18 protein-coding genes and 1 pseudogene are annotated in these 18353 nt (G+C 64.1%); 2 read left to right on the plus strand and 17 right to left on the minus strand.

The genetic code is table 11. From position 1 onward, the window contains the following. Positions 1 to 121 precede the first annotated feature (121 nt). Positions 122 to 2215, plus strand: coding sequence for a heavy metal translocating P-type ATPase (locus AC5IG3_RS05875; protein WP_491905360.1), 2094 nt, complete (start codon positions 122 to 124; stop codon positions 2213 to 2215). A 3-nt stretch (positions 2216 to 2218) separates the two neighbouring features. On the opposite strand, the gene AC5IG3_RS05880 is transcribed toward AC5IG3_RS05875, so the two are convergent. Beyond that, complete coding sequence (locus AC5IG3_RS05880) at positions 2219 to 2506, minus strand: hypothetical protein (protein WP_491905666.1); 288 nt, start codon at positions 2504 to 2506, stop codon at positions 2219 to 2221. Between AC5IG3_RS05880 and AC5IG3_RS05885 the strand changes: the two genes are divergently transcribed. Further along, a complete protein-coding gene (locus tag AC5IG3_RS05885; RefSeq protein ID WP_491905649.1) occupies positions 2435 to 2605 on the plus strand; it encodes a double zinc ribbon domain-containing protein in 171 nt (56 codons plus the stop codon). The genes AC5IG3_RS05880 and AC5IG3_RS05885 overlap by 72 nt on opposite strands. Positions 2606 to 2679: 74 nt before the next feature. Here the strand turns inward: AC5IG3_RS05885 and AC5IG3_RS05890 are convergent, their stop codons facing one another. From AC5IG3_RS05890 to AC5IG3_RS05965, 16 genes and pseudogenes are all read right to left on the minus strand, one after another. Then, the gene (locus AC5IG3_RS05890; protein ID WP_491905361.1) at positions 2680 to 3336 is read right to left on the minus strand and encodes a DsbA family protein; all 657 of its coding nucleotides are present in this window, start codon (positions 3334 to 3336) and stop codon (positions 2680 to 2682) included. Next, complete coding sequence (locus AC5IG3_RS05895; protein WP_491905362.1) at positions 3333 to 3764, minus strand: disulfide bond formation protein B; 432 nt, start codon at positions 3762 to 3764, stop codon at positions 3333 to 3335. The genes AC5IG3_RS05890 and AC5IG3_RS05895 overlap by 4 nt, the downstream gene beginning before the upstream one ends. Next, a complete protein-coding gene (gene lspA / locus AC5IG3_RS05900; protein ID WP_491905363.1) occupies positions 3745 to 4281 on the minus strand; it encodes a signal peptidase II in 537 nt (178 codons plus the stop codon). The genes AC5IG3_RS05895 and lspA overlap by 20 nt, the downstream gene beginning before the upstream one ends. 385 nt (positions 4282 to 4666) lie before the next feature. Continuing rightward, complete coding sequence (locus AC5IG3_RS05905) at positions 4667 to 5791, minus strand: LPD7 domain-containing protein (RefSeq protein ID WP_491905364.1); 1125 nt, start codon at positions 5789 to 5791, stop codon at positions 4667 to 4669. Positions 5792 to 5830: 39 nt separating this feature from the next. Then, positions 5831 to 6511 carry an OmpA family protein gene (locus tag AC5IG3_RS05910; protein WP_491905365.1) on the minus strand — a complete coding sequence of 227 codons (681 nt, stop codon included), beginning with the start codon at positions 6509 to 6511 and terminating at the stop codon, positions 5831 to 5833. 18 nt (positions 6512 to 6529) lie between these two features. Then, a complete protein-coding gene (locus tag AC5IG3_RS05915) occupies positions 6530 to 8551 on the minus strand; it encodes a type IV secretory system conjugative DNA transfer family protein (RefSeq protein WP_491905366.1) in 2022 nt (673 codons plus the stop codon). After that, positions 8548 to 9642 carry a P-type DNA transfer ATPase VirB11 gene (gene virB11, locus AC5IG3_RS05920; RefSeq protein WP_491905367.1) on the minus strand — a complete coding sequence of 365 codons (1095 nt, stop codon included), beginning with the start codon at positions 9640 to 9642 and terminating at the stop codon, positions 8548 to 8550. The genes AC5IG3_RS05915 and virB11 overlap by 4 nt, the downstream gene beginning before the upstream one ends. 20 nt (positions 9643 to 9662) lie before the next feature. After that, positions 9663 to 11081, minus strand: a complete 1419-nt coding sequence (gene virB10 / locus AC5IG3_RS05925) for a type IV secretion system protein VirB10 (RefSeq protein WP_491905368.1) — start codon at positions 11079 to 11081, stop codon at positions 9663 to 9665. Then, positions 11074 to 12015, minus strand: a complete 942-nt coding sequence (locus AC5IG3_RS05930) for a TrbG/VirB9 family P-type conjugative transfer protein (protein WP_491905369.1) — start codon at positions 12013 to 12015, stop codon at positions 11074 to 11076. Before AC5IG3_RS05930 ends, virB10 begins: the two co-directional genes overlap by 8 nt. Beyond that, positions 12012 to 12743, minus strand: coding sequence for a VirB8 family type IV secretion system protein (locus AC5IG3_RS05935; RefSeq protein ID WP_491905370.1), 732 nt, complete (start codon positions 12741 to 12743; stop codon positions 12012 to 12014). The genes AC5IG3_RS05930 and AC5IG3_RS05935 overlap by 4 nt, the downstream gene beginning before the upstream one ends. An 18-nt stretch (positions 12744 to 12761) precedes the next feature. Continuing rightward, positions 12762 to 13466, minus strand: a complete 705-nt coding sequence (locus AC5IG3_RS05940) for a TrbJ/VirB5 family protein (protein WP_491905371.1) — start codon at positions 13464 to 13466, stop codon at positions 12762 to 12764. Between the two features lie 88 nt (positions 13467 to 13554). Further along, a complete protein-coding gene (locus AC5IG3_RS05945; protein WP_491905372.1) occupies positions 13555 to 14655 on the minus strand; it encodes a TrbL/VirB6 family protein in 1101 nt (366 codons plus the stop codon). Between the two features lie 46 nt (positions 14656 to 14701). Beyond that, positions 14702 to 17203, minus strand: a pseudogene (locus AC5IG3_RS05950) (VirB4 family type IV secretion/conjugal transfer ATPase); the annotation flags it as partial. Next, positions 17187 to 17519 carry a VirB3 family type IV secretion system protein gene (locus AC5IG3_RS05955; RefSeq protein ID WP_491905373.1) on the minus strand — a complete coding sequence of 111 codons (333 nt, stop codon included), beginning with the start codon at positions 17517 to 17519 and terminating at the stop codon, positions 17187 to 17189. The pseudogene AC5IG3_RS05950 and the gene AC5IG3_RS05955, both read right to left, overlap by 17 nt. Before the next feature lie 18 nt (positions 17520 to 17537). Then, complete coding sequence (locus AC5IG3_RS05960; protein WP_491905374.1) at positions 17538 to 17828, minus strand: TrbC/VirB2 family protein; 291 nt, start codon at positions 17826 to 17828, stop codon at positions 17538 to 17540. Positions 17829 to 17847: 19 nt separating this feature from the next. After that, complete coding sequence (locus AC5IG3_RS05965) at positions 17848 to 18351, minus strand: lytic transglycosylase domain-containing protein (RefSeq protein WP_491905375.1); 504 nt, start codon at positions 18349 to 18351, stop codon at positions 17848 to 17850. Between the last annotated feature and the right edge of the window lie 2 nt (positions 18352 to 18353).

Below are 18353 nucleotides of genomic sequence, written 5' to 3' on the forward strand. Positions count from 1 at the left end.
TTCTTGCTGCGCGGCACCCACGCCAATGCCGGCGGCTCCAGCCTCGTGTTGTGACCATGACACCCCTGCAACCCCGGCAACACCCGTTCGGCTTGGTCAGTCGGTGTCGACCGGCAGCGCTATGAAAACGCCCATTCGCATCATGCAAATGGACTGCCCCACTGAAGAGGGCTTGTTGCGCAAGAAGCTGGGAGGCATGTCGAGCGTGACCGACATGGAATTCAACCTGATGCAACGCGTGCTGACCGTGACGCACGCGCCGGACGCCATCGAGCCCATCCTGGCCGCAGTTCGCTCACTGGGCTTCACGCCCGAGGTGGCCCATAGCTCCGCTGCACAGACGGAATCAGTTGTGGAGCCTGCCAAGCCCTTGTGGCCACTTGCACTGGCAGGTCTGGCGGCCATCGGGTCGGAAGCTGCCCATTGGACCGGCTTGCCCGCATGGGTAGCCGCGCTGTTGGCCCTCGTGGCGGTTCTAGCCTGCGGCATCACGACCTACAAGAAAGGCTGGGTCGCGGTTCGCAACGGCAACCTCAACATCAATGCACTCATGAGCATTGCTGTCACGGGTGCCCTGCTGCTCGGTCAGTGGCCAGAAGCGGCCATGGTGATGGTGTTGTTCACGGTGGCTGAACTGATCGAGGCCAAATCGCTGGACCGTGCGCGCAACGCTATCCGAGGCTTGATGCAGTTGGCGCCAGAGCAAGCAACGGTATTGCAACGCGACGGTACGTGGCGCGAAGTCGAGGCGAAATCGGTCGAACTCTATGCCCGTGCGCGTATCAGACCGGGTGAGCGCATTGCGTTGGATGGAGTCCTGCTTAGCGGCGGCTCCAGCGTCAATCAAGCCCCCATCACGGGTGAGAGCCTCCCGGTGGACAAAGTCGAAGGGGACGCGGTCTTTGCCGGGACCATCAATGAGTGGGGCTCCTTCGAATACCGTGTCACGGCAACCGCTGACGACAGCACCCTGGCGCGCATCATCCATGCGGTCGAAGAAGCTCAAGGCGTCCGCGCCCCGACGCAACGATTCGTCGACCAGTTTGCGCGTGTCTACACACCGGTGGTGTTCGCCCTGGCCTTGGCAGTCGCTGTCCTGCCGCCGTTGTTGCTGGGCGGTGACTGGTTCACCTGGGTGTACAAAGCGCTCGTGCTGCTGGTCATCGCCTGCCCCTGCGCATTGGTGATCTCCACCCCCGTCACCATCGTGAGCGGCTTGGCCGCTGCTGCTCGACATGGCATTCTCATCAAGGGCGGCGCCTACCTGGAAGAAGGGCGCAAGCTGACGTGGCTGGCGTTAGACAAGACCGGAACCATCACCCACGGCAAGCCCTCACAGACTGATTTCGTGGTGCTGAATGGCTGGAATGAAGCCGATGTCCGCAGTTTGGCTGCCAGCTTGGCCCACCTTTCAGATCATCCGGTGTCACGCGCTCTGGCTGAGGCCGCTCAGCGTGATGGTGTTCCCTTGCGCAACGTGGAGCGGTTCGAGGCCTTGCCCGGACGCGGCACCCGAGGGGTGATAGACGGCAAGCTCTACCACTTGGGTAATCACCGCCTGATTCATGAACAAGGCCGTTGCTCCGACGAACTAGAGGCCCGATTGTCCGCCTTGGAGGAGCAAGGCAAGACCGTCATCTTGCTGACCGACGAACACAGCGCGCATGGCTTGTTCGCCGTAGCCGACACGGTCAAGGACAGCAGCCGTCAGGCCATTGCCGAACTGCACGCCTTGGGTGTCAAGACGGTCATGCTGACGGGTGACAACGCTCACACCGCCAAGGCCATCGCGGCGCAGGTCGGCATCGATGAAGCCTACGGCGACTTGTTGCCCGAGGACAAGGTCAAAGCAGTTGAAAGCAAGATGGGCACAAACAGCGCTGTGGGTATGGTGGGTGACGGCATCAACGATGCCCCCGCGCTGGCACGCGCCCGTATCGGCTTTGCTATGGGAGCAGCCGGCACGGGGGCTGCCATCGAGACCGCCGATGTCGCCTTGATGGATGACGATCTGCGCAAACTACCGCGCTTCATCCGCTTGTCGCGCGACACCCATGCGCTTTTGATTCAGAACATTGTGCTGGCCCTGGGAATCAAGGCGGTCTTTCTGGTTCTAACACTGATCGGTACGGGCACGATGTGGATGGCGGTATTTGCTGATGTGGGTGCCAGCTTGCTGGTCGTCGCCAATGGTCTCCGATTGCTCAACAAATAGGAATTAATTGATGAAGTCAAAATTTAGCTTGTTGACGTATTTTTCAAAAACCAACTGGGTCACTGTATGAGTATTTTTGACAGCTTGTTTGGTCGCCATCATGGCGGTTTTCATCATGATGAACATCACGGTGAACGCCGCCACGGCGGGCATCATGAAGAACCTCATCGTGACAGTCACCATGGTCGCCACCATGGCAACGTTAATCTGCCAACAGGCGTGCAAAAGATTGGCGTCAATTGCCCCAATTGCAGGATCGTAAATGGAGTTGGCGCCAGTTTCTGCCAACAATGCGGCACATCACTGACCCCTGCTCGTTGCTCGCAATGCAGTTCAAATCTCGCCCCCGGCGCCAAATTTTGTGGCCAGTGCGGCAAACCGGCTGCATGATGACGCTGTTTGTATCCGATGCCGGATGAACGTGAAGGCAGCAACGGGGCTGCCTTCACCGATTTACACAGATATTATTTCTTCTGAATATTCAGTAATTCAGCCTTGACTTGCGCTTGCAGTTCGTCGGCCCCGAATCGGGGCAATGGTTTGCCGTTGACGAAGAAACTCGGTGTCCCTGCAACCTTCAATGCAGCCATGTCGGCCATGTCTTGCTGCAGTGCTTGCTCGATGGCCGGATCCTGCATCGCCTTCTTGGCTCGGGCGATATCCAGACCGGTGTCGCGCACCAAGTCCCAGATACGCTCCGGGTCAGGACCGGAATGCGCAGCCCAGATCGGCTGGGTTTCAATCACACGATCGAGCACAGGCCAGTAGAGATCTTGTTGGCGCGCAGCCTCAAGGACCTTGATCGCGATATCTGAGCCTTGATGCAGTGGCGCATAGCGCAGCACCAATTTAACCTCGCCAAAACTGGAGCGGATGATTCCCTTGACGATAGGGTAAAAAGCTCTGCAGGTCTCACAGGAAGGATCGAAGAATTCGACGATCGTCACCTTGGCCTGGGCATTACCCAGGACAGGCGAGTGAGGACGTACCAAAGATTCACTGTTGTCCTGTACTGCTTGGGTAGTCTGCTTGCTGGTTTGATTTTGATAATTAAAAGCACCTACTGCAAACGCACCACCAGCAGCCAGCAAAGTCGCAATAGCTAATTTTTTGGAGTTCATTTCTGCATCTTTCTTTTGGCAAACAGCAACAGCAAACCGATCAGGACGAAAGCCATCAGGGATAAAAGAGGGATCGGAATGAAGCCTGCCACTTGCAACTCAGCACTCTTGCACGAAGCGCCTTTGCTGCACTGGACAAAACCTTCTGAAATCACATCCCAAAACAACAGGCAGTGATAGGCCGCGATCAGCACACCCGCAACCACCAGCGGCATCGCATAGCGAATACACCGTGCATCGAAGGGGGTCAGGCCCAGGAACAGAATGACGGCAAGCGGAAACATCGCGATCCGCTGGTACCAACACAGTACACAGGGCGTCATACCCATGACTTCGCCGAGAAACAAGGCGCCAAGTGTCGCTATCAGCGATATACCCCAAGCACCAAACAGAAGATTTGTTGCTGTATCAATTGATTTTTGGTTCATCATTGGCGCGCTCTAGCGTATTGAGTCTGTTGGGTGTGTGATCAGTCAAAGAAGCCAACCCGAACAACAGTGCCCCAAAAAATATTGATATATCTGCAAAGTTGAAAGCCGGCCAATGAAAATCACGCCAATAAAAATCGAGATAGTCGGTTACGGCACCCAAGCGGAAGCGATCGATCACATTACCCATTGCACCACCCGCCATGAGAATGCAGGCTGCAGTTTCCAGGCGAGTGGTGAGTCCTTGCCATAGCCAACCTATCAGCGCAGCACTGACGGTGATCCCCAAGATCGAAAAGAAGTAGCGTTGCCATCCATTCGCGTCTGCAAGGAATGAGAATGCAGCCCCCTTGTTGATGACATGTACCCAGTTAAAGCCAGAAGTTATTGCGATTGAAGTACCAAGTGGCATCGATGTTTCGACACCGATTTTTATTAGCTGATCCAGTGCGATCAATGTCAATATAAAAATCGTCCACAAGGGTAAGCGTGTTCGAGAGGTGAATGCGGGCGTCATCTGATGTGTACAGGCAGGTGGGCAGATTTCGTTTAAACCCATGGATTAGAAAACCTGAAGCCACTACAAGGTCAACTGTTTGGTACGAAAAGACCTTGCGCTTCACTGGAATACTGACCTTGCCGCCGAAACCTTCTCCCAAGCTGAGAGACTTAATGTCGTCAAGGAAAAACGGAACCGGCAAAGCCGAAGGGGTGCTCCCGTTTGAGCTCAAGCATGAGCCGGGACGCTGGGTCGATGGCAGACAGAGCGTCACTGCGGTGGTCATGACGCCGGGTTAGTCAGGGAAGAGTTCAGATGGCAGCGCGGCATTTGCGCCAAGGAGCGTCAGCGGGTCATGGCCAATGTTGTGCGTGATTCGGGCGGCATTGTCCTCGTTGCGTGTTTACCTGATGGGTGACGCTCGATCGCGGACTTGTCGTCCATCCCGAGTCGGCTCGGCGATAGGCCGATGCGCCGGTGCCGACTTGTCAAAGACCCTGACTTTCGGCATCTGTCCGTCACGCGAGCGTGCCGTGAGCTTGTCAGCTGCTGCCGTCATGACAGCCTCCCGTTGTTTTGCTGAGATGCCTTTGGCGATCAGCACCGCCTCTATCGCCGCCAGTACGGCCTTTCGCCCCCCACCACCACGAGCCGATGACTTCTCGGACGCCGCAATCGAAGTGGCCTCTGGCGCAGGTTCGATGCGGTTGACCTGCCGTGCCTCGCGTTCTCGTTTCAGCACTTCGAGGTCAGCCGGATTCGGCTCGTAGCCGATCGCCTTGACGCCCCGCACCGAGGCTTCGAGCCACACCATACGCTTGAAGTCGTCGTGGCCCGAGATGCGCAAGGCGGACCAGTTGCGGGTCTGGGCCACGTCGACCATCGACCGCGCCACCGAGGGACTGTTGGTATCGGTGGCAAGTCTGAAGGTCGATTCGGTGAAGGCCACCCGGGACGAATCACCACGGAACCGGTACTCGGTCCGGCCGATCGGGGTGTCGCCGACGGTCACCGACGCCTGCTTGATGATGTAGCGCTCCTTCAGTGCCGTCTCCAGTTGTGCCAGTCGCGCAGCTCGCTCGACTTCGGCTGCGGCATCGACGCGGGCCATGACTTTGGTGTCGTCGGGGGCTGGACGTGAAGGCTCGTCCCGCGCTGATCTCGCCGGGCTGGGCTCTGCTGCGGGAGCCTGAACATTGCCAGCGTTCTGCTCAGGCGTGGTTGCCTGTAATCTCACCGGACGGCGTTGCCACTCACCGTCGGTCTTTTCAACGAACGAGCGCTGGCCGTTGGCGTCGACAGCGGTGAAGCGGAGCGCGCCAAGCTGCTCGGCCCTGGCGGCCATCGCGCCGAAGCTGCGCTCGTTGTAGAGCACCTCTGCAAAGGGGTCTCGCAGCTCAAAGCGCTCGCCAGTGTCAACCTCCGCTGTTTTACTTCGCGCAGTCGCCGCAGCCGCCCGATGGGCTGGCTCGACCGTGCCGCCCGTGGCGGGGCTGCTGCGTTCGACGGGTGAGGGGGTGTCGTCCATGCTGTCCTCCTGTCGGGTCCGGTCCGCACTGAAGCCGGGTCAAGGTTGCGGGTACGAGGTGGGCGCAGCCACGATCGGCAGGGCGGTGTAAACCTCGATCTCGACCCGCCGGTTGCGTGCTTGACCGGCTGCTGTCGTGTTGTCGGCCGCGTGGTCGCCGGTGGGCTGATAGGTGGTCCGGATCCGTTTCGGGTCGAGGCCGGCGGCGATCAGTTGCTCCCTGACGGCAATCGCCCTGTCCCGTGCGATGCGGGCCTCGTTCACCGTGTCCTGTGTGCCATCGGTGCGGCCCTTGAGCACCACCAAGGGCGCCGTTCGTGCTTGCGCTATCAGCGCTCGCATCACATCGGTGTGCATCTGCACGCGCGTACTTGCGAAGTCGAAATACACCGTATGGACGCTGTTCGCCTTCGGTATGACGGCTTCGCTCGGGACTGAAACTCCTGGGGCCGCTGGGGCGGATGGCTGCAGCAGCGCGACGGCCTGTTGCAGCGCCACCATGCGATCAAGCGTGGCAGCGGTGTACTCCGCGCGTTGCGCCGCTTCTGCCGCATCGATACGGGTGTTGTGCAGGTCCGTCTGGCAAGACTGCAGCTCAACAGCCATGGCCGAGTTGGCCGGTCGCCGATTCAGCTCGTCGACCGACGCAGGCTTGGGAGGTGCGCCGCAGGAACTGACCAACAGCAGGGCAGGGAGCAGAGTCAAGACAGGGCTGCGCATGGAAGTCTCCTGGGTGAGTCAACTGGGGGTTATCGGTTCGGCCACAGGCGTGTCCGTGATCAGGACACCGTCCTCATCGGCGATCGGCTCGATCACGCCACCGAGGGCCGCGCTGTTGTCCACCGGACGTGAACTGAAGAAGTCCAGCAGGACGTCGGCCATCTGGTCGGGCGCGCCTTCCAGGTCGTCCGGCAGCAAAGTCACGTCGTGGGCCAGCTGATCTAGGCTGAGCGTTTCGCCCGGCGCCAGCTCATCGTCAGCCACACGCCAGCGCTGCTGGGTGCGCGCCAGGTGCAAGTCCATCGCCATGGCAGGCACCACCGGTGGCGGGCGCAGGCGTGAGGTGAAGGCCGCGTCGCGGTGGTAGCGGATCTTCTCGCCCAGGATGGGCTTGCAGTTCTCGGCGATCACGACCAAGCGTTCGCCGCCGAGCTCCTTGAACTCCTGCGGCAGCAGCAGCGCGCGGCGCTGGTCGCTCTCATTGACACTGACCGAGCGGCTGCCGTTCGGGCCCAGCGACCGACTGTGACCGCGCGAGGTAGCCCGTTCAGTGAAGTGGCCGAGCATCGCGCTGTACTCATCCGCATCGCGCTGCTCGCGCGGCGCGAACAGGATTTGCATGCCGTGGTTGGTCGCAAAGGTACGCGCTTCCTTGTCGCCGTAGACGGCGTCCAGCTGCGACATCGCTTGCACCACCGTGAGCAGCCGCAAGTTGTAGCCCGCCAGAAAGGCGGCCGACATCGTGATCACCCCGACCCGGCCCATGGTGGTGAACTCGTCGTTGACCAGCAGGCACTGCAGCTTCAGGCGGGGGGCCTGCTCGGGCAGGTGCTGGGTGTTGAGGCTGACCAACTGCGAGAAAAACAGGTTCAGCAAGGGCCGCGCGCTGGACAGCCGATTCGGCGGAATGCGCACGTAGATCGACATGCGCCGCCGCCGCACGTCCTCCAGCCGGAAGTCGTCCGCACTGGTGGCGGCATCGACCACCGCATCCGCAAAGATCGTCAGAGGCGCGTTGAAGGTCGCCACGATGCTCGACAAGGTGTTCTCGGAGTTCGACAGCAGGCGCTGCAGTGCGTCGATGCACTCGTCGGACAGAGCGGGACCGGTGGCGGAGATCGCCTCGCGGCGCTGCCGGATCTGGTCGGCCAGGTGGTCCTTGAGCGTGCGGCCTTTGCCCGACGACTGCCGCAGCATCTCGCCGATCGTGCGTGGCAAGGCGGGTGTCTCCAACAGCAGCAGACCGAGGCCTAGAAACAGGTTGCGGGCCTGGTCGTTGAAAAATGCTTCGGACGAGGTACCGCTGCCGTCGTTGGGGAAGAACACCTGACCGATCGCCAGCAGGTCGCCGACCCGGTGCATCGGGCTTGGGCGCACCGCCGACAGCGGGTTCCAGCGATGGCTGCGCGCGTCTTCATCGAACGGCGCGAAGGCATAGACAGCTTGGCCACACGCTGCACGAAACCCCGCCGTGACCTCGTAGTTCTCGCCCTTGATGTCCAGCACGACCACCGAGTCCGGCCAGTTCAGCAGATTGGGGATCACCACGCCGACACCCTTGCCGCTGCGGGTCGGGGCCGACAGCATCACCGAAAGCTGGCCGGGCAGGGCGATGAACTTGCCCCGGTAGCGCCCGATCAGGATGCTGGGCTTGCCGGCGGGCGAGCCGCCGAGCAGGCCCGCCCGCCTGATTTCTGTCGCGCTTGCGAACCGGGCATCGCCGTGCAGCGAGCGCCGGGGCTTCGCCGCCATCAGCAGCGCACCGGGCAGCACGAGCAGCAGGCCAACGCCGGACACGGTCATTGACACCAGCAACCGCTTGCGCTGAGCAGGGTCGGCGCTGTAGGCCTGCCAGTAATGCTGCAGGCTGCCGAATTCGACCTGACGCGGATCGGCCTTGTTGAGCAGCAGAAACAGTGCTGCCGAAAGGTAGACCGCGCACACGGTGAGCAGCCCCAGGGCCACCACCGCCAACCCGACCGCGGCGGACTTTCGTGGGCTCGACCAGGTCGACCCCGGCAAGGTCGCGACGGTGCTCATGCTGACCCACCCTCGCTCGGCGCTGACCGGGCCAGCCGCAGGCGCCGTGGCGTGTAGGCGATCTCCGAGATGAAGCGCCCGCGCTCGTCGCGATCGAACTGCACGATCACGTCCACCACCAGAGCCAGCAGCGACTTGATCTCGTCCATGCGCAGCCCGCTACCGGCGCTGCACTCGCGGATCATCAGCGCCATCTGCTCCAGCGCCAGGGCGCAACTCCCCGCGTGCAGGCTGGTGATGCTGCCCGGATGCCCCGACGCGGCCAGCCGTACAAAATGAAAACACTCGTCGCCGCGCACCTCCGCCAGAAAAATCCGGTCCGGCTTCATGCGCAGGCAGGCTTCCAACAGCGACTTGGCTGTGACACGGGCGATGCCTTGGGCATCCTTGCTGTAGAACAGGTGGACGACGTTGGGATGGTGCTGCAGCGTCAGCTCGGCGGTGTCCTGGATCGTGATCAGGCGCTCGTGGTGCGGCACCTCCTCGACCAGGCCCTTCATGAAGGTGGTCTTGCCTGAGCCGGTCTTGCCGCTGACGACGATGGTCTGGTGGCGGCGCACCGCCAGACGAAGAAAGTCGGCGTAGCGACCGGTGTCCCTGAGCGTGACCAGTTCGCGCTCAAAGGCTGGGCCGTCGCGGTGCTGAAGGCGGCTCGCATCGGCGGTGCGCTCGAACAGGCCCTCGCGCTCGAAATCATCCAGCCGTTTGACCAACTGCGAGGGCTTGCGCACCGTGATCGACACCGTGCCGCGTGGCACGGCCGGCGGGATCACGAACTGGATGCGCTCGCCGCTGGGCAGGGTGGCCGACAGCAGTGGCCGTTCCTGGTTGATCTGCTGGTCGCAGTAGGTCGCTACCGCCGTGGCCAGCGACAGACAACGCTCCTGGGTCATCTCCGGTGCCGCCACGGCCTGCCAGCCGTCGACGGATTCGATCTGAAGCTCGCCGGGCTGGTTGACACAGATCTCCAGCACGCCGGGGCGGTCGAGGTGCGCGCGCAAGGGGCGCAGGAACTCGACCACTGAGGTGGCATCACCGGACCAGATGTCCGTGCCCTCGGCAGACGGGTTCGTGTTCATGGGAATGTTCATGGCGCTGACCTCCCGATGGCTCAGCGGCTGAGCTCGCCCGCCTCGGGTCGCAACTCGTAGACCGACGAGAAGTCGACATCGCGCGCGACGTAGATGCCGACCAGGCCGCCCTGGTTCTGGTAGATCAGCGGCGGGATGTTGATCGTGCTCTCCAGCACCTTCTCGGCCAGCTTGCTGGTCTGCGCGGTGGTCGAGGGCAGCACGACCGTGCTGCCGCCATTGCCCGCACCCTCGCCGGACTGCTGCTGGATCACCAGCTTGACCGAGTCGTCGATCAGCGACAGCAGCATCGCCGCGCCGAGGCGTTCGCCCCAGCGGTTGTCGACGTAGCCATCGATGCCGGACTCGCCCAGCTGCCCGGTGCCCGGCGAATCGAGATCGACCGTTACGCCCAGCGGCGTGCGGATGCGGGTCCACAGCACCGGGATGCGCACCGTGCCGGGCTTGACCGAGGCGATGCGGTACTCGCCGTCCAAGTGCGAACCGCGTTCGATCAGCAGCACCCGGCCGTTGTCGCTGTAGACGTTGCGCTGGACCTGGCAGCCGACCAGGCCTGAGGTCGCGCTGATGACCCGGGTCTTCAAGGCGCAGGTGAAGGCCGTGCCCTTGGGAAGAGTCAGGCTGCGGTCGCCGAGCAGGGTGGCGCTGACGCGTGGCGTGGCTGAACCCTGCAACTGGCCGCCGGGCGGGTGAGTGCCCCTGCTGGGCGCGTGATCGATGGGCGCCAGATTTCTCACCGGTCCGGAAGTCGGCACGCCCGCATTCGGGTTCTCGGTGCGCGTGGATGCCGCAGCGGTTCGGCTCAAGGTGTCCATCAGCCCTTGCAACTGGCTCTGATAGGCCTGCAGATTGCGCTGGGTGGCCGCCAGTGGGTCCGGGCTTGAGCTCGGCTCGGTGGTGACCGACGTCTGTGCGATCGTGCCGGGTCGGCTGGACGCCAGCAGGACTGGTGCATCCTCGGGCGTGGGGGATTTTGGCGCAGCCGAGGGCCCGCTGGCTGAGGTGGTGCGGCGTACACCGATGGCTTCGGCGCGTTCGTCGCCGTTGGCCAGGATGGCAGGGATGCGTGGTGCGGATGCGGCTTGAGAGGGTGCCGACGCAGGCGAATACAGCGGTCCACCCAGATCAAGCTGGCGGGGTGCTGTCACCGTCGCAGCGGGTCGATCACGCGAAGTCTTGGCGTCGGCTGGTTCCGGCGGGGGGCCTGACGTCACGTAACGCTGGATCGAGAACGCCGAGACCGTCACCACCGAGACGACCATCAGCGCGAGCCCGAACAGGCCCTTGCGTGACATGGCGGTTGGGGCACGTGCGGCCACATCCGGAATGCCGGGCTCGCCGGACAAGGGTTCGATCTGGTTGGGCAGGGCCTTGTCACGCTCGTCGACTGGCTCGTCGGTTGTATGTGCAGGCCCTTGGGGCAGCTTCGGTTCAGTCATGGTCAGATCCTCCGGCAGGAGTGCTGCGACGAATGGGCGGGTCTGCGCCCTTCAGGGCTCGGGTGACCCCTGGGACCGTGGTGCCCCCGGCCGAGGTCTGACTGTCGAGGTCGAAAGCCTCGTTCCAGACGCCGACCACCGCCGAACCGGCGCGCAGCACGAAACGCCGCGCAACCCGGTCGATGACCAGCAGGTCGTCTTCCATGCGGGTGTTGACCAGGGCCTCGCTGCCATCACCCAGCACCTGGAAGGCGGCCGGCACATCGCGCTGACCCGGGAAACGCAGGTAGGTGAAGCGCCCGTCGTCGAACACCAGCGTCGGCACGATGTCCTGCGAGTGCTCACCCTCGGCCAACGAGTAGTTCGTGTTGCGCACCACGGGCTTGGCCTGCAGCCGGCTGAGGACGACCGCTTCGGGCGCGGGCAACCATGGCATCGCGGGCAACGGTGGCAGTGCCGACTTCGTCTCCGTGAACGGGGTCTTGGGCACCGGTGCTGGTACCTTCACGGCCAGCCGATACACCGGTGATCGCGTGTCGCCTGGGTTCAACACAACGAACTCGAACGCATGCATGCGCCGGGTGGTCAGGACGGCCAAGTTGTTGGGCGCCGAGGCGCTGCTCCTGGCCTTGACGAACAGGCTGCGCCCACCGGGCTGTGCGACCACGCACCAGGCCGACTCGGGCTTGCTGCAGTCGCCGCCGAGGCCGGCCGCGACCTCGGTGATGCTCTCATCGGCATCGAGTTGGATATGAGTCACGACCCCGCGCCGCACCGGCACGGTGATGACGGCCTGCGGGTCGTAGATGACCTCGCGCAGCCGGGGATCACCTAACTGTGGTTCAACTGCATCAGCTGCACGGACATCGGCGGCGGCAGAAATGAGGGTGAACAGCAGTGCCGTTACCAAAGCTCGATCGATGCGGCGACTCATGGCTTGGCTCCCTGGACTGCGGTGTTGATTTCCGGGTCGGACCGGTAGGCCGTGACCACGAAGCCGAAGGGGTTCTCCAGCCGGTCAGCTTCCTTGCTCAGTACACGGGGCTGGTACTGGAAGACGACACTGGCCACGTGGCGTGTCACGACCTCGGCGAGGTTGCGGTCGGTGAGGCGTACGACCTTGTCGTAGGTGACGGTCGCATCACCCCGGTTGCCCTTGCGGCCGGTCGGCGACAAGCGCACACCCACGACGCGGATGCGCCAGTCTTCGCCGGCACCGAGCTTTTTCTGCAACGCGGTGTCGCCGTCGAACTGGCGCGCGTAGTCGGTGAACACCGGCTGGGACGCCATACGGGCGACCTGGTCGAAGTCACGCTGCAGGAACATCCAGCTGTAGCCCTCGCGGGCCCGCACGAAGGCCGCGAGGTTGTGCTTGTCCAGCGCCTCCAGCGGCGGGATGGTCTCGACATCCAGGCGCTGCTGGATGGTGGCCTCACCGGTGACCCGGTCGACCACGATCGGGATCTCGACGATGCGCCGCAAAGGGCCTTGCACGAACACTGCCGCGATGCCGGTCAGTGCGAGCAGACCCGCCGCGATGGCGACGCGCCAGGCCCGGCGCTCGGAGCGTTCGAGCAGCTGGGCGCGATCCATCTCCCAGGACCGGTTGTCGGTCCAATCCATCATCGGATCGACCGGGGGCGTGCTTGGAGCGTGGTTCATGATGAAGCTCCCGGGCGATCAGGGCAGAAAATCGGCGACCTTGCCGGTGCGGCCCAGCATCTGATACTGGCGCTCCCGGTCGCGGGAGCGGGCGATGCGCTCCTCGCTGTCGGCCATGCCCTGCAGCATCTGCAGTTGCGACATCTCGTGAGCCAGCAGGGCGTTCTCGGCACCGATGCGGGCCTGGATTTCCTGCACCGATTTCTGGTCGGTCGTCGCATTGACCTGGCCCATCAGGGACTGGATCTGCGAGAGCCGGCCGGACGCTGACTTCATCGCGTCCTGCAGCAAGCCCTTTTGCTGATACGGCTGCGACAGGGCGGACTGGCAGCGGGCGCGGGCGTTGCCGGCCAGGTCCAGGCAGTTGTAGACCATGCCAGCATCGCGCAGGGCCTTGGCGGTGGTGGTCAGGCCGTTGTAGCCACTCAGGTCGATGGCGTTCAGCTGGGTGTAGACCTCGGCCGGCACGTAGTTGCGCAGTGCCGGGTTGTCGAACACGGCGCCCAGGTTGCGCAGGCCGTTGATGCTGTTGAGCTGGCTTTGCAGCTGGCTGATCTGCTGAATCTGGTTGTTGATCGCGGTGATGTCGTTGAGCACCTGCTGCACGGTCTGGATCAGGTTGGCGACGTCGATCACCGGGATGCCTTGCGCATGGCTGGGACCGGTACCCAAGGCGCCCAAGGCGCAGAGGGCGGCAGCAGCAATCGGGCGACGGATGTGCATGGCAATCTCCTGGTGGTTGGTGACGGGTCGACGACAAAAGGCGTGGGAGGGCCTGCGGCAGCCCGTCCTGCCGCGGCCACGCCGGTGATCAGCTTCGGCCGCGCAGCGCGGCGAGGCGGTAGGCCGCGCGACTGGAATGCGTCTGAGGTGCAGTGGGGCTACTTGTGCTGCTGGAGCCCGGGCGGCTCATGGACCCGGCCATCCGTCGGGTCAGGGCGGCCGTCGAGTCGACCGCGCGGCCTATGGCAAACGGCAGGCCCGTGCCGCCACGCACGATCCCGCCACTGCCGATGTCTGCGCCGCGCGCCGACCCGGCGCGCAGGCCGCCGACCATCATGGCGCTCTGGACCATCTGGATGCCTTGCTGGATCGCCGCACCGCCGGTCAGGGCCGAGGCCAGGCTCGGCGCCTGGAAGCAGAGGATGGCCATCAGCGTCATCAGCACGCAGTAGCGCATCGACTCGCCCAGCACGTTGAAGGTGCCACCGAGGAAGCCGCCACCATCGTCGATGGCCTTGAAGATCGCCGCGCCGATGTAGGTGCTCAGGCCGAGTGCGAAGAAGGCGAACCAGGTCAGCACCACCGCGTTGAGCAGCATCGACAGCCAGCTGTCGAAGAAGCGCGCCGTCGGCCGCCAGGCCAGGCCCAGGATGAACAGCGGACCGATGGCGATCACGAAGGTCAGGAAGAGCTTGGACAGCGTGACGACGAACAGGCCGATGCACAGAAAAATCACCGAGCCCACGGAGAAGATGCAAGCTGCCAGCAGCAGGTCGAGCCGGAACAGGCTGGCTTCCTTCATGAGGTCACCAGCCTGGGCGCTGGCGTCGTCGTTGAAGCGATCAAGCAGCGTGTAGGGTGTGCTGACCGTGGCGGGGTCGACCCCACCGGGTATGAAGGTCGAGGCCACGCCCATCGCCAGCGCATTGGCGGTCTCGACGACATGCGTGATGTAGACGCCCGACTGCAGCGCAAAGGCCAGCACCAGGCCGATCTTGAAGACCTTCCACACAAAGGTGGCCAGTGACTCCGACACCTCGTGCCGCAGCACGGCCCAGCCGTACAGCATGACCCAGAGCGTCATCGCCGACAGCGCGACCGGCGTGAGCGCTGCCATCAGGGCGGTCACCACCTCCAGCACATAGCCGTTGAGGATGGCGTCGAAGCGTGAACCGACCCAGCTGTACATGGTGAACCTCCTGGTGGACGGCGTCGTGGCTCAGCTCGATGTCGAGTCGCGGTGGGGGTCGCGCCTTACGTGCCTGGACCGCGTGCTGCAGCAGGGGCAGCCAGCGCTCCGGCGTGTCACCGACCTGGCTGCGGATCTCGTCGAGCAGCGCCACGTTGTCGGTGGTGGCCGACAGCACCGTGATGAAGTCTTCCAGGCCCGACAGGTCGAGTTCGCAGATCGCGCTGGTCGAGCCCTGCTTGACCAGAAAGCGCCGGCCGCCCTGGGCGCTCAGGCTGCGCACGGTCTCGTATTCCGCCTCGCTGAGCCCGAAGCCGTCGACGTACTCGTCGTGCACCGCCTCGGGATTGGCCAGGAAAATCTTGGTGACGCTTTGCTCGATCATGGTCCGCCCGATCGGGTGGCGCAGCACGTCCGACGGGCTCTGGGTGTCGAAGATCCCCAGCCCGTTCTGCTTGCGGATGGTCTTCTGCTTCTGCTTGGCAAAGTCGCTGAAAACCTCGTGGTCCAGCGCTTTCCAGAACTCCGAGATCACGTAGATCAGGCGCTCGCCGTTGATCCACTCTTCCATCATCTGCAGCAGCACCATCATCACCGGGGTGCGCACCTCGGGCAGGTCAAGAAACTCGGTGGTGTCGAAGCCGATGACGCCGACTGACTCCAGCTGCTGCAGGCGGTCCGGGGCCTGGTCGAACACCCAGCCCAGCGCGCCGCCCTGGCACCAGCGTCCGAGCCGCTCGAACAAGCTGTTTTCACCTGTCTTAGGCAGGTTCTGGCGCACGGTCGAGAAGCGCCGCAGCTGGGCCGGCATCATCGCCACCGCCTTGACGGCGTCGGCGATGGCGCGTTCGTCAGCCGGCAGCAGCGGTAGTGCCGGGGTCGCCACGCAGGTGCGGATCAGCTGTTCCCAGAACTGCAGTCGCGCCGGGGTGGGCTCGCGTTGCAACGGGTTGCAGCCGGTGGGCTGGCCGGCCTCGAAAGCGAGGTACTCGCCACCGAGCGCGCGCACCGCGATCTCGCAGCCGCGATCGAGGTCGAACAGAACCAGCCGGGGCGCCGGCTGCCACTTGCGTGTCAGCGTCAGCAGGAACATCTCCAGCGTGGTCTTGCCGACGCCGGTCGAGCCGATGATCAGGGTGTTGCCCGGCAGCTTCTTGTCGGCCGAGTCTTCGCCCTCCGGGCTGCTGTGCAGGTTCAGGTAGAAGGGCTGGCCTGATGGCGTGCGCAGCAGTGCGAGGGCCTCGCCCCAGGGGTTGCCGTCGCGCTTGCCGCGCGGGAAGTTGTGGCCGCAGGCCAGCGCTGCGAAGGCTCGGGACGACAGCTTGGCATCGCGCGGGCGCCATTGCCAGTTGCCCGGCATCTGGGCAAACCAGGCCGCATCGGCGACCAGGTCAACCGGGGCCATCTGCAGGCTGGATGCTTCGCCGACCGCCCCGATGGCCTGCGCCGCGCGCCGCCCGGCATCGGCCACGCTGTCGCCGAAGACGACCAGGCTGTAGTGGTACTCGCCCATGCAGAACTGGCCGTCGCCGAGTTCATTGAGCGCGACATCCATCTCGGCGATCTGGCTGCTGACCACATCGTCACTGGCGATCAGCTGATCGCGCTGCAGTTCCAGCGCGCGCAGGGCGTCGCGCCGCGGCAGGATCGAGAAGCTCTGGGTTTCGATGAACTCGCTGGCCTCGTAGAGCAGCGTGTCGAGGATGCCGGGCTCGACCGCATCGGCGTACTCCTTGATGTCGACCAGCGCGGCGTAGCGGCGGGTGTCGCCGTGGCGCAGTTCGAGCTTGTCGCCACCAAAGGACAGCCGGGTGGTCGGCAGGAGGCGGTAGAGCGGACCGGACCGCGCCGGGACTGGGCGAGACTGGCCATTCACCAGGTAAGCCAGGAACTCGGCGACCTCGGACCAGCGCTGTCCGCCATGCTCACGCACGCCGAGCAGTTGCGGGCCGAAGCCTCGCAGCACCCGATCCACCAGCGCGCTGCGTTCGGCCATCACAGCCAAGGTGTCGGCTTGCGCCTGGGCGATGGCCTGGCGGGATTGCGCGCTCGATTGCAGGGCCCGGCCCACGTTGGAGCTCATTCGTGAGCTCATCCGCGATGCGTTCGGCCGATAGACCAGCGTCAGGTAGAGCTCGTTGCTCATCATCGGCTGCCTGGCCAGACCGGCCTGGTAGGCCCGTGACAGGTCTTGTGCAAAACCGAGCCCCGCAGGATGTTGAAGTGCGTCGCTCGTGCGGCGGTGCAGTCGATGGGTCCACACCGCCCACTGCCCGCCGGCCAGGCCGCGCAGCAGGCTGCACAGGGCCTCGTGGCGTTCGGTGATCAGATGCTCGTCGGCGCACTCGAAGGGCACACCGTCGAGGCGCCAGACCCGCAGGTAGTCGCCACCACGCGTGATGACGTCGTGCGGGCTGAGCAGCGAGGAAAAGGGCACGAAGCGCGCAAGCGGGTTCTCCCGATGAGCCTGTGCCCAGTAACGTGGCTGCAGGGCCAACTGAGCCGACAGGTCGGCGCGGCCGACGTTCTTGCTAGACATGCCAAACATCACGGGCTCCCTTGAAGACGGTGGGTGAATAGCTGCGTGACCGCCAGAACGCACGGTTGTGGTCCTGCAGGCTCAGCTTCGAGGCGATGAACAGCTGGTGGAAGCGCTGGTCGTCCTGGGCGGTGACCCAGCGCATCCACAGCAGGGCGGGCACCAGCGCCATGAGCACGCCGAGTGCAAGCCACCAACTCAGCAGCACGCCGCCCCAGACGATCAACAGCATCCCGCTGCCGAACAGCACCACCAGGGGCACCAGCGGGATGCCCAGTTTCATGGCGGGGCGGGTCGCGCCCTTGTAGATCGCCTCGGCCAGCATGGCGTGCCCCGCTCGGCGTCAGGCGACGATGAAGCTGGCGAAGGCGGCAGCGCCACCGATCAGGGTGCCGCCGATCAGTACATTGGCGACGTCGGCGAGCCGTGCACCCTGGAAGATCATCTTGAAGCCGGCCCAGATGATCGCGATCGTCACGACCGCCACCGAGATCGTCACCAGGATGGCGTTGACGTTGGTGACCGTCGTGTTGATCTTGTCGAAGCCCTGGGCCCGCGCCAGGGCTGGGCCCAGGGCCAGGGCGGCCACCGCGAGATGGAGGGCAGCGCGGCGAAGGGTGAAGGTCGTGTTCATGGTGAATCCTTTCTGGAGGTCAGGGGCGAGTGGGAAGGGGTGGGGTGGTTCCAGCGGCACTGATGACGCGTTGCACGTAGCCGTGCCGAAAACCGGTGACGAAGTTGCCGCTGTAGTAGCAGGACAGGGCCTGGCGCAGGCGCTGCTGGTCGTGCGCCTCGCCGGTGTTGTCCGTGTTGCCCGAGGCGGGAGACCGGTCGTAGCAGTCGCCCAGGATCGCCTGCATGGCCCGCAGGTTGGTGCAGGGATCGAAGGCGTCTTCCAGGCGCAGGCCCATGCGCCGGACGTTGCGCACGTTGATCTGGGCCAGCCCGACGCTGAAGTCCCAGCCCTGGGCCTGCAGCGTGCGAGCCGTGGCCAGGGCCTCACCGCGATGGCGGGGTTGGCGCTCCAGCTCACCGCCCACCACACCGATGGCGTGTGGGTTCAGGCCGCTCTCGACGCGGACCAGCGCGTGGGTGGTGCGACTGTCCACCTGCGGTGCACAGGACAAGGCGAGGGCCAGGAAAGGGCCGGCGTCCATGG

Origin of the sequence: Leptothrix sp. (in: b-proteobacteria) (assembly GCF_965250675.1) — a bacterium.
Taxonomy (GTDB): domain Bacteria; phylum Pseudomonadota; class Gammaproteobacteria; order Burkholderiales; family Burkholderiaceae_C; genus Sphaerotilus.

What these genes read in the sequence shown, in the direction of transcription:
- AC5IG3_RS05915 (WP_491905366.1), bottom strand. Translation starts at nt 8,551, where the DNA reads ATGAGCACCGTCGCGACCTTGCCGGGGTCGACCTGGTCGAGCCCACGA.
- lspA (WP_491905363.1), bottom strand. Translation starts at nt 4,281, where the DNA reads ATGACGCCCGCATTCACCTCTCGAACACGCTTACCCTTGTGGACGATT.
- virB10 (WP_491905368.1), bottom strand. Translation starts at nt 11,081, where the DNA reads ATGACTGAACCGAAGCTGCCCCAAGGGCCTGCACATACAACCGACGAG.
- AC5IG3_RS05930 (WP_491905369.1), bottom strand. Translation starts at nt 12,015, where the DNA reads ATGAGTCGCCGCATCGATCGAGCTTTGGTAACGGCACTGCTGTTCACC.
- AC5IG3_RS05935 (WP_491905370.1), bottom strand. Translation starts at nt 12,743, where the DNA reads ATGAACCACGCTCCAAGCACGCCCCCGGTCGATCCGATGATGGATTGG.
- virB11 (WP_491905367.1), bottom strand. Translation starts at nt 9,642, where the DNA reads ATGAACATTCCCATGAACACGAACCCGTCTGCCGAGGGCACGGACATC.
- AC5IG3_RS05960 (WP_491905374.1), bottom strand. Translation starts at nt 17,828, where the DNA reads ATGAACACGACCTTCACCCTTCGCCGCGCTGCCCTCCATCTCGCGGTG.
- AC5IG3_RS05945 (WP_491905372.1), bottom strand. Translation starts at nt 14,655, where the DNA reads ATGTACAGCTGGGTCGGTTCACGCTTCGACGCCATCCTCAACGGCTAT.
- AC5IG3_RS05905 (WP_491905364.1), bottom strand. Translation starts at nt 5,791, where the DNA reads ATGGACGACACCCCCTCACCCGTCGAACGCAGCAGCCCCGCCACGGGC.
- AC5IG3_RS05910 (WP_491905365.1), bottom strand. Translation starts at nt 6,511, where the DNA reads ATGCGCAGCCCTGTCTTGACTCTGCTCCCTGCCCTGCTGTTGGTCAGT.
- AC5IG3_RS05940 (WP_491905371.1), bottom strand. Translation starts at nt 13,466, where the DNA reads ATGCACATCCGTCGCCCGATTGCTGCTGCCGCCCTCTGCGCCTTGGGC.
- AC5IG3_RS05875 (WP_491905360.1), top strand. Translation starts at nt 122, where the DNA reads ATGAAAACGCCCATTCGCATCATGCAAATGGACTGCCCCACTGAAGAG.
- AC5IG3_RS05890 (WP_491905361.1), bottom strand. Translation starts at nt 3,336, where the DNA reads ATGAACTCCAAAAAATTAGCTATTGCGACTTTGCTGGCTGCTGGTGGT.
- AC5IG3_RS05965 (WP_491905375.1), bottom strand. Translation starts at nt 18,351, where the DNA reads ATGGACGCCGGCCCTTTCCTGGCCCTCGCCTTGTCCTGTGCACCGCAG.
- AC5IG3_RS05955 (WP_491905373.1), bottom strand. Translation starts at nt 17,519, where the DNA reads ATGCTGGCCGAGGCGATCTACAAGGGCGCGACCCGCCCCGCCATGAAA.
- AC5IG3_RS05895 (WP_491905362.1), bottom strand. Translation starts at nt 3,764, where the DNA reads ATGAACCAAAAATCAATTGATACAGCAACAAATCTTCTGTTTGGTGCT.